The 15223-nt window shown below is 64.8% G+C and carries 10 protein-coding genes; 4 read left to right on the top strand and 6 right to left on the bottom strand.

Annotated elements, in window-relative coordinates:
• Positions 1-2: 2 nt before the first annotated feature.
• The 4 genes from HRU71_06490 to HRU71_06475 form a co-directional block, all read right to left on the bottom strand.
• A complete protein-coding gene (locus HRU71_06490) occupies positions 3-563 on the bottom strand; it encodes a tyrosine-protein phosphatase (GenBank protein ID QOJ03154.1) in 561 nt (186 codons plus the stop codon).
• A 164-nt stretch (positions 564-727) separates the two neighbouring features.
• The gene (locus tag HRU71_06485) at positions 728-1774 is read right to left on the bottom strand and encodes an iron ABC transporter permease (GenBank protein QOJ03153.1); all 1047 of its coding nucleotides are present in this window, start codon (positions 1772-1774) and stop codon (positions 728-730) included.
• Positions 1771-2592 (bottom strand): ABC transporter ATP-binding protein, encoded by an 822-nt coding sequence (locus HRU71_06480; GenBank protein QOJ03152.1) that lies wholly within the window; start codon positions 2590-2592, stop codon positions 1771-1773. The genes HRU71_06485 and HRU71_06480 overlap by 4 nt, the downstream gene beginning before the upstream one ends.
• A complete protein-coding gene (locus tag HRU71_06475; protein ID QOJ03151.1) occupies positions 2585-3550 on the bottom strand; it encodes an ABC transporter substrate-binding protein in 966 nt (321 codons plus the stop codon). The genes HRU71_06480 and HRU71_06475 overlap by 8 nt, the downstream gene beginning before the upstream one ends.
• Positions 3551-3719: 169 nt before the next feature.
• On the opposite strand from HRU71_06475, the gene HRU71_06470 reads away from it, so the two are divergent.
• The 4 genes from HRU71_06470 to HRU71_06455 all read left to right on the top strand — a co-directional run bounded on the left by HRU71_06470 (position 3720) and on the right by HRU71_06455 (position 11516).
• A complete protein-coding gene (locus tag HRU71_06470; GenBank protein QOJ03150.1) occupies positions 3720-4508 on the top strand; it encodes a phosphoribosylformylglycinamidine synthase subunit PurQ in 789 nt (262 codons plus the stop codon).
• Positions 4509-4725: 217 nt separating this feature from the next.
• Positions 4726-6348, top strand: a complete 1623-nt coding sequence (locus HRU71_06465; protein QOJ03149.1) for a hypothetical protein — start codon at positions 4726-4728, stop codon at positions 6346-6348.
• Between the two features lie 643 nt (positions 6349-6991).
• Entirely contained in the window at positions 6992-9262 is a 2271-nt protein-coding gene (locus tag HRU71_06460) for a DUF11 domain-containing protein (GenBank protein QOJ03148.1), read from the top strand.
• A gap of 154 nt (positions 9263-9416) precedes the next feature.
• Positions 9417-11516, top strand: coding sequence for a DUF11 domain-containing protein (locus tag HRU71_06455; GenBank protein ID QOJ03147.1), 2100 nt, complete (start codon positions 9417-9419; stop codon positions 11514-11516).
• Positions 11517-11646: 130 nt separating this feature from the next.
• Here the strand turns inward: HRU71_06455 and HRU71_06450 are convergent, their stop codons facing one another.
• Both HRU71_06450 and HRU71_06445 read right to left on the bottom strand, forming a co-directional pair.
• Positions 11647-12657 (bottom strand): zinc-binding dehydrogenase, encoded by a 1011-nt coding sequence (locus HRU71_06450; GenBank protein ID QOJ03146.1) that lies wholly within the window; start codon positions 12655-12657, stop codon positions 11647-11649.
• Positions 12658-12862: 205 nt separating this feature from the next.
• Entirely contained in the window at positions 12863-15223 is a 2361-nt protein-coding gene (locus HRU71_06445; protein QOJ03145.1) for a CPBP family intramembrane metalloprotease, read from the bottom strand.

Genomic DNA, 15223 nt, shown 5'->3' with positions numbered 1-15223 from the left:
CGTCAGTCGCTCATCTCCCCGTTCGCGCCGGAGCTGGAAACCGCCGCCGGGGCGCGCGGGCGGTAGGCGCGGACCTGATCCAGCAGCAGCCGGTGCGGCTCGACGTCGAAGCCGAACGAGAGCAGTTCTTCCACGGCGCGGTCGTTCGACCAGCCGTCGCGCTCGATGCGATAGGCGGCGCAGAGGACGCCGGTGCGGTGCCGACCGGCGGAGCAGTGGACCAGGACAGGAAGATTGGCCGGATCGTCCAGGCAATCGAAGAATTCGCGGATGCGTTCAGGCGGGACAGGCTGACGGCTGACAACGGGGGCTTCGATGACGCGAAGGCCGAGTCGGCGGGCTTCGGCGATTTCGTTCTGAACGGTCTCGCCGCCGACGTCGCGAACGATGAAGAGCGTCTTGATCCCAAAGTCTTTGACAAGTGTCTTTAGATGCCGGGGCTTGGGCTGCGCCGAGCGGTAGAGCACGCCGTCTCGCACCGTCGCCAGTCGCCGGGGGTAGCGAGCCGAAAGTTGATACCCCGCATACGACGCCGCACCGATCATCAGCAGCGCAACCAGCACGGCGGTTCGTCTTCGCGGATTTCGGCGCGGAACCGGAGGGAGCGTTGGCTGTGGATCGGTCGCGGGGTGTTCGGAATCGATCATGCGTAGGTGTCGGGCGCGACAGGCTGCCCGCCGCATAAGGATACGCGCGGACCAGCCGGGCGACAAACCGATGAGCGGCATCAGACCATGCGTCGATGCAGCAGAACGAGAAAGATGGGCACGCCGACCACGGCCGTCACGACGCCGACGGGCAGAATGACGCCGGCCAGGTCGCGGTGGGACGCCCAGCCGACCCAGGTCATGGCAAGCTGGCTGATCCAGTCGCAGACGGCGAGAAAGACGCCGCCCGCCAGCGCCGACATCGGAAAGAGAATTCGGCAGTCGCGTCCGGTGAGGAGCGCGATGATCTGGGGGACGACGAGACCGACAAACCCGATGGGTCCGCAGATGGCGACGACGGCGGCGGTGGCGAGGGAGGCGAAGAAGATGCATAGTAATCGCAATCGGTCGATATTAACGCCGCGCGTTCGGGCCAGTTCGTCGCCCAGCAGGTACTGATTGAGGCTGCGCGCGGCGGCGATGAGCACGATCCACGCGGGGACGGTGAGCGGGAGGCTGGTGGTGTTTTCGAAGTGACCGACGGTGTCGAGCGAGCCCATCATCCAGCGGACGATTTCAAAGGTCTGCCGCGCGTTAGAGAAGTAAGTGACGAGCATCATCATGGCCGAGCAGAACAGGCCGAGCGTGACGCCGGACAGGAGCAGTTCGTTGGTGGTGAATCGCCGGGCGCCGCGCGTGACGAGAAAGACGACGCCGACGACGGCCATCGCGCCGAGAAACGCTGCGAGGGAGATGCTGGAGATTCCCAGGAGGGATACTTCGAAGCCGAGTTTGATGGCGAGCAGCGCGCCGAGCGAACCGCCGCTGGAGATCCCCAAGGTGTAGGGCGTGGCGAGGGGGTTGCGAAAAAGCGTTTGAAAGACCGCGCCACACAGCGCGAGCGTGATGCCGACCTGCACCGCCAGCAACGTGCGCGGCAGTCGAAGCGAAAAAGCGATTTGATACGCCAGGGGATTCGCGTCTGGCGATTGCCAGGCGCGCCAGGCTTCGATCGGTCCGACCGATGTCTGGCTGCCGATTCCCGGAGCGAGCAGCAGCACCGCGCCGAGGACGGCCGCGCCGCAGAAAAGAGTGAACCAGTATCGCGCGGGTGTGACGGAGATCATGACGGGGCTCCGTCGGATTGGCGCGGGCCGGTGACAACGAGCCAGTCGCCGCGGGCGCGGGGCGCGGCGGCGCGACCCAGCCGCACGTCATAGACCTGTTCAAGCGTTTCGGGTCGCATCACGTCGGCGGGCGCGCCGGAGGCGATCGGTCGGCCCTCGTGCAGGAGCAGGACATGGGAAGCGGCGCGCCAGGCGAAGTTGAGATCGTGCGTGACGACGACGACGGCCAGGCCGCGGCGTCGCGTGAGTTCGTGGAGGATGTCCAGAAGCAGGAGTTGATGATTGAGGTCGAGGGCGGCGGCTGGTTCGTCGAGCAGCAGCAGATCGGGTTGCTGGGCCAGGGCGGCGGCGACGTGGACGCGCTGGGCCTCGCCGCCGGAGAGCGTGTCGATGGAGCGGTCGGCGAAGGCGGTCGTTTGCGTCAAATTCATGACATCCGCGACGACGGCCTGGTCGGCGGGCCGGTCGAAGAGTCCGAAGCGGCGATGGGGAAAGCGGCCCATCAGCACGACCTCGCGCGCGGTCAGGCCCAGATCGCGCGGCAGGTGCTGCGGCAGAAGCGCGATGCGCCGGGCGCGCAGTCGCGCGGGCAGGTCCCAAATGTCTTCGGATTCGACTCGGACGATGCCGCCGGTCGGCCTGGCCAGTCCGCCCATCAGTCGCAGCAGCGTGGACTTGCCCGCGCCGTTGGGACCGATGACGGTCCAGAGGTCGCCGCGCGCGATGGACAGGGTGACGGGCTTGAGGAAGTCCGGCCGGCGCGGGAAGCCGAACGTGACGCGATCGAGGGTCAGGATGGGCGTGGCGGCGTCAGTCAAGCTTCGCCTCCGGATGCAGGATGCGCGCGACGGCGGCGACTGTGTCGACGACCCGGTGGGACGGGATCAGCGCGTGCGGCAGGTCGAGCAGATGGATGCGGCCCGACGCGACGGCCGGCAGCTGGGCCAGGGGTCTCCACGTCTTAACGACCTTGTCGCGCAAGGCGTCCGTGATGGCGACCTCCGGCATGCACTCGATGATCACGTCGGGCCGGGCGGCGAGGACGGCTTCGGGACTGACCTGCGGATAATCAAGCGAGGCGTCGGCGAAGACGTTGATGCCGCCGGCCCGGCGGATGATCTCATCGACAAAGGTATTCTGTCCGGCGGTCATGACGGCCGCAAGCGTGTCGGGGTTTCGTGAGAGCGTGACGAAGACACGTGGACGAGGCAGCGGTGCGAGGGCGGATTCGATCTTGGCGAGCCGCTCGTGCATCGCGGCGGCGATCTGCTCCGCCCGGTCCGTCGCGTCGAGCAACTCGCCCAGGTCGCCGAGCGTCTGAAAGATGTCGTCAAATGTATTGGTACGATCGCGGTAGATGGGGATGCGGTTTCGCTCGCAAAGCTCCTGCACGGCGCGATGGTCGCCGCGCAACACAATCAGGTCCGGCTGCAAGCGCAGCACAAGTTCCAGGTTGACGTCGAACAGCCCGCCGATTCGCGGAAGCTTCATCACCTGCGGCGGGTCGATGCAGAAGGAGCTGACGGCGACGAGGCGATCGGCCGCTCCGAGCGCGCCGATCATCTCGGTGGCGTCTGGCGAGATGGAGATGATGCGGCGAAAACGAGGCGAATTCGTTTGTGGCTGCGTCGCGGCGGGGTCGTGTGCCGTCGCGTGGGAGGTCGGCGGTGCAACGTCGGATGAACGATCGCAGACAGGCAACGTCGCAAGCGACAGGACGGCCGCGACCCGGAGCGTTCGCGCGGTTCGATTGCAATCGTGGGCACGCGGGCGCATCACCGGGGGAGTCCTCCGAAGCGCTCATTGTCAGTTGCGGTAGCGCAGGCGTCAAAGAGCGGGAGCGCAAGCAGGTGTTGCGAACACGCCTGGCGAAACTTGAATGGTTCGTTCGCAGCAAGCTCGAACTTCGCTTGGCCGGCCGCGCTGTGAGGATTACAATTTGCGCATGGCTTCGGTTCGCGTGCTGGTACTTCGAGCGCCGGGTACGAATTGCGACGAGGAGACCGCGCACGCGTGGCGGCTTGCCGGCGGGGACCCGACGGTCATCCACGTCAATCGTCTGATTGAGCGCCCGGGCCTGCTGGGGGAGCATCAGGTGCTGACGATCCCTGGAGGATTTTCGTATGGCGACGACATCGCCAGCGGTCGCATCTTTGCGAATCAACTGCGACTGAATGTCGGCGACGAGTTATTTCGTTTCGTCGATCGCGGAGGACTGGTCCTGGGAATCTGCAACGGGTTCCAGGTGCTGGTGAGCCTGGGTCTGATTCCAGGGCGGGAGTCCGACGCCCCGTTCACACTGACCTTGGGGGATCGCGGGCGGTATGAGGACCGGTGGGTTCGCTGCCGTGTGGATACGGACGCCTGCCCGATGCTGGAGCGCGGCGAGACGATGATCCTTCCGGTGGCGAACGCCGAAGGGCGCGTGTGGACGACGTTGGATGCGTCGGAGCGGGCGCGGCCGGCGTTCCAGCGGCACGTGGCGATGCGTTACGTCGGGGAGGATTCCGGTGCGGGGGCCGAATCGGGCAGTTTCGGCATGGGGCCTGCCAACCCCAATGGCAGCATTGAAAACGCGGCTGGGCTGATCGACGCGACGGGTCGGGTACTTGGGCTGATGCCTCACCCGGAGCGGTACGTGGATCCGTCGCAAGCCCCCGACTGGATCGCAGCCGGCAATACTGATAGCGATGGTCTGCGGATCTTTCGCCGGGGCGTGGCGGCGTTTCGATAGTTTGTTCATGATCTCTGGGCACGCATCCCGTTCGATTCATTGACGCCGAGCCGTTCGCGGCATCAAGCGCGGAAGCGGTGTGCGACGATATCCGCATAGCGCGGCGTCGAAGCGGCATATGGCAGCACGCCATTTGCCGTTTGGCACGCCTGTTGACAATCGGCCCGCCGCGTTACAATTCGCCCGCAGGGACCTTTGTTCAGCAAGGATGCTTGACATGTGGAACAGCACACGGATGCGGCTGACCGTTTTCGCGACGGTTGTCTTTTCTTTCCTTCTTAGCGCATGCAGCGAGATGCCCGCGCCCTTCGCGCGCAAGGACAACACCCCGCGCAGCGACAAGGACGCCTCCTTCGACCCACCGAATCAGTATCCGGAGTGGGCCTACAACCAGCCGAGCTACGTGAAGCCGGCGGCCGAGTTGACCCCCGAAGTGAAGGCGCGGCCGAACGACCCGCTGCATTACTTCACGCGTGAGAAAGTTGTCATGATTCGCCGTCCGGCGGGATACACGCCGGAGGAAGTGCCGCAGGTGGCATTGTATTGGACCGATAACAACGGCTTCCACTGGCATAAGGCGGGTTATTTCGGCCGTGAGCAGACGTTCTTCCCGTTTGAGGTGGAGGAAGACGGCGATTACGGGATTCGCTTCATCGGTCCTGGCCAGGAGCCTGCCAAAGAGACGCCCGCCTTCCCCGAGCGGGTCTATCACGTTGATACGACGCCGCCCGAGGTGGAGGTTTTCATCGAGCCGGAGCAGACGTGGTACACGCCGGGTCAGACGATCACGATTTCGTGGACGGCGAAGGACTATCACCTGATTGAGAATCCCGTCACGATCAGCATGGCGATGGATTTCACGTCGGACGATCACAAGCCGATCGAGGTGCAGCGCGATTTGGCAGACAGCGGATCGATCAGCTACGAGATTCCGTCGGAGGCGGTGGATCACGAGATTCGCTTCCGAGTGGAGGCGATGGATCGCGCGGCCAATCTGGGGCTTGCCTATTCGTATGCGTTGCAGGTCGTATCGGACCTGGGGGAGCCGAAGGCCGTGGAGCCGGCCGGTACGGAGATGACGAAGAGCGGATCAGGCACGGGCGATTTTACGTTGCCCGAGGATGCGTCGTCCCGCGCGACGCCGCGTGCTGGTCGCGAGCCGGATGGAGACCTGGTGCCGCAGACGCATGAATCGCTGGCGAAGGTGCATCGCGGGCCGATGACGACGGAGATCCGTAACGACGTGCTGGACGACTCGGCGGCCGGCGGCATGGCGGATGCGGGCAGCGCCAAGGCGACGCGCCGCGAACCGACGAGCGCGGTGATCGCCAATCAACCGATTGAGATTGCCGCGGCGCCTGCGACGTCGAGCCATTCCACGGCCGCACCGGTCGAACAGCCTGCCAGCAGTGCCACAAACAAGACACTTCCATCGGAGCGTCGCGCGCCACTCGCGGATGAAGATGATCCGCTCGCCGTCGATCTAACACTGAACGATCTGCGACGATCGGCCATGCTCGCTGCCGGCGATCCGACGCACGGGAACGGTTTGCTGGTTCCGCTGCCGGCGACGGTGGCGATGCAGAAGCAGGCCGATCCGCGCTGGAGCATCGCTCATCCGTGGCGGCTGCTGGGCAACGTGGCGGACAGCACAGCGAAAGTCGTGTGGTCACTGCCGCGTCCGCGATTCACCGGCGACATCGCGAGGTTCATCGAAACGTACGTCGCATCGGACGACCCGCGCCTTCGACCGGTGGCCGATCCGGTGAACGAACAACCGAGCGTGGCAGGGATTCAGGACTCCGGCGACACCGGCGAGACGGTAATCGTGCCTCGTTAGTGGCGATCGAGCTTGGCCGCCGGAAGTCGCAGCCATGCCGCCCAGCGCATCCAGCGCATTTTGAGGACAAGCTGTTTCAAAACTCCCTCTCCCTTCCAGGGAGAGGGTCGGGGTGAGGGTGAATCATTTCGTTTGAACCACATTTCCCTCTCCCCCAAGGGGAGAGGAGTTTTGAAATTCGGTTCTAGAGTTAAGCCGAAGGCCGTCGCAAGCGATCGCGGCGGCCTTTTCTATGCGCAACGTCCAGCCTGCACTGGGCGGCGGAATTGATCTCGCCTGCTTATCGGTCGTCGGGAGCGCTTCTGCGGCCGAGAACTCGAAACAGGTCCCATTTCTAAATGAAGGCCCTGCCTTATCGGGTCGAATAGGAGAGGTCCGCGCGGGGTCCACACGCTTCGCGCGGGCCGGTTTGTTCGCGCAGTCGAGCGGCGCGGCCGTCGCGGCGCGACAGACCCAGACACGGATGGAGCATTGTTCGATGAGCAAGGATGCACGTCGAGATTCGTTGTTCGCCCGCCAGATTCATGACGGCACAAGTGTCAATGGAGCGACCGTTGCATCAACTCATGTGACCTCGAGTGAAGGCGCGAGCGCGTCTCCGGCGGAGGCCTCTCGTCCAGTTTCATCGAAGATGGAGAATGCCATGAAGCTGAAGTACACGTGGGTGGTGTGCCTGGCGGCCGCCATGGTGGTCGCGACAGCGGGGTGCCGCGAGCACATGCCGCATTCGGGCACATGGCCGGCGACGGGCGACGAGATCAAGACGCATCCGAAACCGCCGGAAGGCGGGTACTACTCGGATTGGGACCCCTACGCGGGCACGATCGAGTTGAGCCCGGCCGAGGACGTGAACCCGGTGAAGACGCAGCACGTGTTGATCGCCACGGTGCGTGACAAGGACGGCAAGCCGCTGCCCAACCGTCGCGTGGAATGGATCATCGCGGACGGCAGCGTCGGCGACATCGTGGAGGTGGACGAAAGCGGGTGGCGTGCCAGCCGCGGCATGAAAGTCACGAACAAGTTCGCCATTTCGCACACCAACAACTTCAATCATGTTCTGACGCGCGGGAACGATGACCCGTCGGACGACATCACGCTGGAGCCTGGGCAGACCTGGTGCGTGATCACATCGCCGATCGAGGGCGACACCCACATCACGGTGTACGCCCCGGGCATTTTCAACTGGGACAAGCACAAGGTCTTCGCGGTCAAGCATTGGTACGACGTGGCATGGGAGTGGCCGCCGCCGGCGCAGAATCCCACGGGCACGCCGCACGATCTGGAGACGCGCGTGTATCGCATCAGCGACGGGACGCCGCTGGCGAACTACATCGTGAACTACAAGCTTGTGGACGGGCCTCCCGGCTCGTTTCAGCCGAGCGGCACCGAGACGGTGACGACCAGGACCGACGGCGCCGGCATCGCCCGTGCCGTGCTGACGCAGGTTCAGCCGCAGGAGGGTCTGAACAATATCCAGATCGATATCATCCGCCCCGCTGATGAAAAGTGTTGCAAGCCGGCGCGGCACATTGCGACGGGCGGCACGACCAAGCAATGGATCGCACCGAAGATCACGATCGACAAGGACGCGCCGGAGTTCGCCAACCTGGGTGAGCAGTTCGTCTACAACGTCGTCGTGACGAATCCTTCGACGGCTGACGCGCTGGACGTGTCGGTCTCGGACCCGCTTCCGCTGGGAGTCGAGTACGTCTCGGCGAATCCGCCGGCGGAGATTCGCGGCAACGTGCTGGTATGGAACTTTGACAAGCTTTCGGCGCGGCGCAAGCGCACCCTGACGGTGAACGTGCGGGCGATCCATACGGGGCGGTACACGAACTGCGCCGAGGTAACGGCGTCGCAGGGATTGTCGGCGCGTGACTGCGCGGACACGGAGATCATCGCGCCGCAGCTTGCGCTGGAATTGCAGTGCATCGGCGAGGCGATTACCTGCGACGTGCTGCCGTACTCGGTGCGCGTGAGCAATCCGGGCGACGCGCCGGCGACGAACGTCGTGGTGAATGCCCAATTGCCGCCGGGGTTGCTGACCGAAACCGGCCGCTCGACGATGACGTTTGACGCGGGCACGCTGGAGGCGGGCCAGTCGAAGCGGGCGCATTTCAACGTGAAGGCGGCGACGCGCGGCAGTTACCCCGTTCGAGCGATTGCCACGGGCGAGGGCAATCTCCGCGCCGAGGCGGCGTGTACGACGGTGATTCGCCAACCCGAATTGATGGTGACCAAGACCGGTCCGGAGAAGCGCTACCTGGGCAGGCCTGCGACGTTTGAGATCACGGTGATGAACCGCGGCGACGCGCCGGCGCGCGACGTGATGCTCACGGATGTATTGCCGCCGGGCATGGTGCTGACGCAGGCGTCGGACGGACCGCGGCACAACGGCAGCGAGCTGGTCTGGCGACTGGGCACGCTGAACCCCGACGCGTCGAAGACGGTGACCGTGACGGTGCAGTGCAACGAGAGCGGCGTGTTCCGAAACGACACGGTCGCCCGGGCGTATTGCACCGAGGCGAAGGCGTCGGCGACGACGGATGTCGAAGGCATCGCGGCCGTGCTGCTGGAAGTCATCGACAAGGACGACCCGATCGAGGTCGGCCAGAACGAGACGTATGAGATCGTCGTGACGAATCAGGGTTCGGCCGATGCGACGAATGTCGTCATCAACTGCTACCTGCCGCCGCAGCAGGAGTTCGTGGCGGCGCACGGTCCGACCGAGGCGACGAACACAGGCCCGCAGGTCAGCTTTGCCCCCGCGGCGTCGGTGCCACCGGGCGGCAAGCTGGTCTATCGCGTGACGGTCAAGGGCAAGGGAACGGGCGACGTACGGTTCCGCGCGACGATGACGACGGACCAGACGACCTCGCCGGTCGAGGAAACCGAGAGCACGCATATTTATTGAAACGCCAGAAAGGCGATGCGTCGAAACGACGAATGGTCGAAATGGCGGATGCTATGACATGTAGCCGGCGAGCCTGCTCGCCGTGAGAGAGTGCGACGAAGCGCCGAGACGCCGAACGGTGGGAAGCGGCGATGAGTCTGCAAGGAGCATGAGCATGAAGTGGCAACGGATGGCCGAACTGATCCTGGGGCTGATGGGCGGAACGATGATCGTTTCGGCGGCGTATGTGATCGCCTCCGGCGGCATCAAGGTACCGAGCACGGGCGGTTTCTTCCGGACGCCGGAGCGCCCTTCAACGGACGCGACCGAGGCCTGGCATGGCGAGGCGATGACGGAGTCGCTGACGACCCCCGAAACGATGGCTTCGCGATCCGATTCCGCGAAGACTTCGCATGAGCCGAGATTGGCTACATCCGTTCAGCCCGCCATCGCCCAGTCGCGCGCGAGAATTGTCCCAGCGGGCTTTCGTGACGGCACCGAGCCGGACGAGGAAATGGAGCCGTTGCCCGAGCCGGCACCGACAAATGATCACACCAGCAACCCGCCGCGCGTGGATCGAACGTATCAGGGCACCCCTCACAATCCGCGCACCGAAATCGAAAAGCGCCGCGCCGCCAAGGCGCGCGTCGCCGAACGCGAAGATGGGCACATGCAGCCGCGCCGGGCTGCGGACGACGAGATGATGACCATTCGATCATCGTCGTCGACGCCGGAGGCGCACATGAAGGGCAGCGGCTCCTCGCAGGACGAGCGGCCGCGAACCACGCTGGCCCATTCCGCGCCGAGACCGACGCATGTCGAAAGCCCGGCGCCCAAGGCGTCGCCGTCGTCGCGCATGCCGGCGAAGTCGGCGGGCGTGAAGGAGACCTACGGCACGACGAGGCAGTTCTTCCCGCCGGGCAATCGCGCCGCGGCGGCTGTGATTCTCGAGCGCGTGACTCCTGCGGAAGTGCGGCTCGGCAACGGCATGACGTATGAATTGAAAGTGACGAACACGACCGGCTGCGGGCTGACCGACGTGATGCTCTATGAGCACCCGCCCGAGGGCATGGAGGTTCGCTCGACGGAACCGAAGGTGGACAAGATCGAGGACGGCTTCTCGTGGGCGATCGGCACGCTGGCGGCGCGCGAGACCAGGACGCTGGTCGTCACCGGCACGGCAAAGCAGGTCGGCGATCTGCGCGGCTGCGCGACGGTCACGTTCAACACGTCGATCTGCTCGGCGACGCGCGTCGTCGAGCCGTCGCTGCAACTGGTCAAGACCGCACCGGACACGGTCATGCTGTGCGATACGATTCCCGTCAAACTGCGCGTGAGCAACACGGGCAGCGGCGCGGCGAAGAACGTGCGCATCACCGATACCCTGCCCGACGGCTGGATGACGATCGACGGCCAGCGCAGCCTGACTTATGCAGTCGGGGATCTGGCGGCGGGCGAATCGCGGGAGTACGCGGCGACGCTGAAGTCGTCCACGATCGGTGAGTTCACCAATCAGGCCACTGCGACGGAAGACGGCGGGTTGAACGCCGAGGCGTCCACGAAGACGGTCGTCCTCAAGCCTGAACTGGAGATCACCAAAACCGGCCCCGGCACGCGGTACATCGGCCGGCCGGCGAAGTACGAGATCACGGTCGCCAATCGCGGCAACGCGACGGCGGTGGATACCGTGCTGACCGACGAGGTTCCCGGCGGGACGCAGTTTGTCGAGTCGACCGACGGCGGCACGCTGAAAGGCGGCCGCGTGGTCTGGCGGCTGGGCGATCTGAACCCCGGCGAGAGCAAGAGCGTGACCGTGACGCTCAAGCCGACCGAGAAGGGCACGTACACGAACACGGTCGAAGCGAAGAGCTATTGTGCCGAAGCTGTGGCGTCGGCGACGACGAAGGCCGAAGGCGTGCCGGCGATGCTGCTGGAAGTCGTGGACCTGGAAGATCCGATCGAGGTCGGCGCCGAGACGACGTATGAAATCTACGCGACGAACCAGGGCACAGCCGAAGGCACGAATGTAGTCATCAACGTGACATTGCCGCCGGAGCTGGAGTTCATCAGCGCGAGCGGTCCGGTCAATCACACGGTCGGCGGGCAGGAGATTCGCTTCGCTCCGCTGCCGCGACTGGCGGAGAAGGGCCAGGCGGTGTATCGCGTGAAGGTGCGCGGCCTGGAAGGCGGCGACGTGCGATTCCGCTGCAACATGACGAGCGACCAGTTGCAGACGCCTGTCGAAGAGAGCGAGAGCACGCACATCTATCGATGACGTCCGATTGAACTTGAAACGGCGAAGAACGAGTGTTTTTTCAACCCAAAGCCCCGGGCAATTGCCCGGGGCTTTTTATTGAGCATCGCATCTGGAGCGGAGTCGTGTGATGGACCTTCCACCGCGCGCGTCACGGCGTCACGACGAGTTTGCCGAACACGTCGCCGCTCTCCATCTGGGCGTGTGCCTGCGCCAGATCAGCGAGCGGCCAGACCTTGCTGATGATCGGCCGCACGAGACCCCGATGCGCCAGGTTCCACGCGCCGGCGATCTGCGATTCGTCGGAATAGAACTCCACGATGCCGCGAATCGTCACCTCGCGGAAGAGCAGCTTCGCTGCTTCGATCCGCCCCATCTGACCACCGACCATGCCGAGCACGATCCAGCGGCCGCGCAGGGCGATGCACTCCATCGTGGATTCGGCGGTTTCACCCCAGACGGGATCGAACACAACGTCGACGCCGCGCCCGCCGGTGAGATCGCGCACGGTTTTCGCGACATTTTGCGATTTGTAATTGATCGCATGATCGGCCTTGAGCAGCTCGCGCGCCTTGGCGCACTTTTCGTCGGTTCCGGCGGTGGTGATGACCGTCGCGCCGGCGGACTTGGCGACCTGGATGGCGGCGGTGCCCGCGCCGCTGCCGCCCGCGTGAACAAGAACGGTCTCGCCGGGTTTGAGGGCTGCCTGAAGGATGAGGCCGTACCACGCAGTGAGATAGACGCAGCCGAACGCGGCGGATTCTTCCCACGAGTAGTTCGCGGGTTTGGGGGCGAGGCAGTGCGCGGGAACACAGACAAATTGCGCGAATCCGCCGGGCCGGGCGATGCCGAGGATGTCGAGCCGGCCGCGCGCCGCGGGGCCGGTGACGCGAGCATTGACGACGCAGGATTCGCCGATGCGCCTTGGATCGACGCCGGGGCCGACGGCGGCAACTTCACCGGCGAAGTCGAATCCGCCGATGTGCGGCAGGGTGAAGCCGGGCATCGAGGTCGCGCCGCTGCGAAGGAAGACGTCGAGCCGGTTGAGCGCGGCGGCGCGAACCTTGAGCAGCACCTCGCCCGGCTGCGGCACGGGGTCGGGCACGTCTTCGTAGCGGATGACATCGGGCTTGCCGGTCTGGTGATAGCGGGCGGCTTTCATGGGGAAGCGTCTCTCCGGGATTCAGCATATTGTGCCGAATGAGGCCGGGCGCGACAAGGCGGAAGGGGGAATGTGAGTAGCGGATAGCGAAAAGGAGCTTATCGCGCAAGCAATCGAAGCGCCCGAGAGAGTGCCCTGGTCTTGTTCAATCGCTTGCGTGATCTGCTGTTGTATGACGACTACACGTGCGCGCGGCGTTTGTTCGCTAATCGCTATGGGCGAGTTGTCCTTCACCACGACGACCTGCGACGACGAACAACATCCCCACCAGAAACGCCGCGAGGAACATCGCGGCGCGGGCGTTGAACACGATCTCGCCCGCCGCCGAAGCATCAACCAAGCCGAACCACCCCACGAGGCGCGCGCCTTCCGGCCGAGCGGCGAGCAGGGCCAATCCGTTGTTGGCGACGTGAATGAGCATGGCGGGGAAGATGCTGCCGGAATACAGGCACACGAGCGAGAGGACAACCCCAAGCACGGTCGTCAGCGGAATTTTCTCTGCGTAGATGTGAAACAGACCGAACGCGAGTCCGACGATCATCGCAACGACGACCGGCCGGGCACGGCCTTTTAGTCCGCCGAGCAGGAATCCACGAAACAGAATCTCCTCGCAGATGGCCGGGATGAGCGCGAACGCGATCAGAATGGCGGCGAGTGATCCATCAAGCATTAGTTCGGCCTGTTTGCGGAATAGTTCACCGCTGGGGCGCAGACCGGGGACGGCCCAGCCCTGAATTTGTTGCAGCAATTGGCCGACGGGGACGATGGACGCGGCAATGAGCAGCGCGCCAAGCGTTGGAAGCAAGGCCGGCGCGCGCAGTGAAAACGTCTCGCGCCAGTCGAGCCTGGCATACCAGGCGAGCAAGAGCGGCGGTGCCGCGAGGATCAGAATCTGGCCCAGTGCGACGGCGCTGCGGAGTCTGTCGGCCGTACTGTCAACTGTGATCGATGCGGATTGCCAATAGAAGTAGACGGGGAACGCGAGGGCGACCGTGAGCAGGGCCATGGCGGGTCCGGGCCGAGGTCGCGGCAGGATAAATCGCCGGCGCAGCAGCGTCTTGTAACCCGCGACATCGGAAAAGAGCACGGCTTCGTGCCCGTAGAGTTTCGCCGCGGTAGCGACGGCGGCGGCGGCGTAGAAACTCGTGGACAGCAGGCAGATCGCGGCGGCCGTGCCGTTTGTCTGACCGAGAAAGAGATCGCGAATGAGCACGACGACGTTCGCGACGGGAACGACGAGCAACGTGCCTTCGAGCTTGAGGGTCGGCATGTAACTGACGACCATCGCTGGGATGATCGCGGCCATCATGACGGGCATCATGTAGTTTTGCGCTTCCTTGAAGGTGCGCGCGAAACTGCACGTCGCGAGCATGACGGCGCTGAAGAGCACGGCGAAGGGGATCATGGCCAGCATGACGAGCGGTGCGGCGAGCACGAGAAAGCTTGTCTGCTTGCGGGCGTCGGCTTCGAGGTTTTGCCGCATCGTGAGATAGTCGTGTTGACGCAGCGCCGTCGATCGCGCGGTGTCACCCGGCGCACGTGGCGGCGAGTGCGTCGTGACGACGTTATTCTCCCCGTCGGCGGTGGACGCCGACGATGCGGCGGTTGGCGGCGCGGCTCGGCGGGACTTCAGATCAAGCAGTTGCTCCAGTCCGGCGAAATGAATGACGGCCGACATGGAAGCGAGATTGAGCGCCGTGCTGACCATGGCGATGGTGACGATGACGCCGAACTTCCCGGCGACGATTTGACCGATGGGAACCGGCGACGCGGCGAGTGTTTCGAGCGTGCCGCGTTCGCGCTCACCGGCCGTCAGGTCGATCGCGGGATACATCGCCCCGGTGACGGACATGATGACGAGCAGGAAGGGGACCACCATCGCGAGGATCTTCGCGAACCGCTGCTGCGGGCTGGCGGTGGAAAGGGCTGCGGTGGTGAACGGCTGCAAGAGTTGATCGCTGCCGGCCGCGCGGATGACCCGCGCGCGAATCACGCGCTGGGCCTCGCGGTCGAGAACGCGCGCGAGGTAATTGAAGACGAACTCGCTGCGCGGATCGGTCTCGTTGTAGATGAATTGCGCCGCGCGATTGGTGGCGTCGGCCCAATGGGTCGCGTTGGGCGGCGGTTCGACGATCAGCCCCAGTTGGTGCGATTGCCGCGTGACAAGATTCCAGAGCGACTGATCGCCGGCGACGGTGATCTCAAACTGATCGGCGGTCAGCGTGGTCGACAGCCCGGCATCGGGCGGCGTCTGCCCGGGCGATTGATCCGGGTGTTGCGCCGGAGTCGACTTCAATTCAGCGCCGCCGATTTCGCGTTCGGCATCGTCGCGATGAAGGACGCCGTACAACCACGCGCGATGCGCCTCGTCGGGCACGGCGACGGTGTACAGCTCCACTTGTCGCCGTCCGGCCTCCATGCGGAGCGCCTGCACCATCACGAGCATCAGGATCGGGTAGAGCACGATCGGCACGACGATCATCGCCACCAGCGTGCGACGGTCGCGCAGCGTGTCGAGCAGTTCCTTGCGAAAGACAACCCAGACGCGGCGGAAGCGTGACGTCAT

The organism is Planctomycetia bacterium, assembly GCA_015200345.1.
Lineage (GTDB): Bacteria > Planctomycetota > Phycisphaerae > UBA1845 > UTPLA1 > PLA3.
This window is presented reverse-complemented; position numbering and strand designations above follow the sequence as displayed.

Excerpts from the sequence above, each read along its gene's own strand:
- HRU71_06485 (QOJ03153.1), bottom strand. The coding sequence starts at position 1,774 with ATGATCTCCGTCACACCCGCGCGATACTGGTTCACTCTTTTCTGCGGC.
- HRU71_06460 (QOJ03148.1), top strand. The coding sequence starts at position 6,992 with ATGAAGCTGAAGTACACGTGGGTGGTGTGCCTGGCGGCCGCCATGGTG.
- HRU71_06445 (QOJ03145.1), bottom strand. The coding sequence starts at position 15,223 with ATGACGTCACGCTTCCGCCGCGTCTGGGTTGTCTTTCGCAAGGAACTG.
- HRU71_06470 (QOJ03150.1), top strand. The coding sequence starts at position 3,720 with ATGGCTTCGGTTCGCGTGCTGGTACTTCGAGCGCCGGGTACGAATTGC.
- HRU71_06475 (QOJ03151.1), bottom strand. The coding sequence starts at position 3,550 with ATGCGCCCGCGTGCCCACGATTGCAATCGAACCGCGCGAACGCTCCGG.
- HRU71_06450 (QOJ03146.1), bottom strand. The coding sequence starts at position 12,657 with ATGAAAGCCGCCCGCTATCACCAGACCGGCAAGCCCGATGTCATCCGC.
- HRU71_06465 (QOJ03149.1), top strand. The coding sequence starts at position 4,726 with ATGTGGAACAGCACACGGATGCGGCTGACCGTTTTCGCGACGGTTGTC.
- HRU71_06455 (QOJ03147.1), top strand. The coding sequence starts at position 9,417 with ATGAAGTGGCAACGGATGGCCGAACTGATCCTGGGGCTGATGGGCGGA.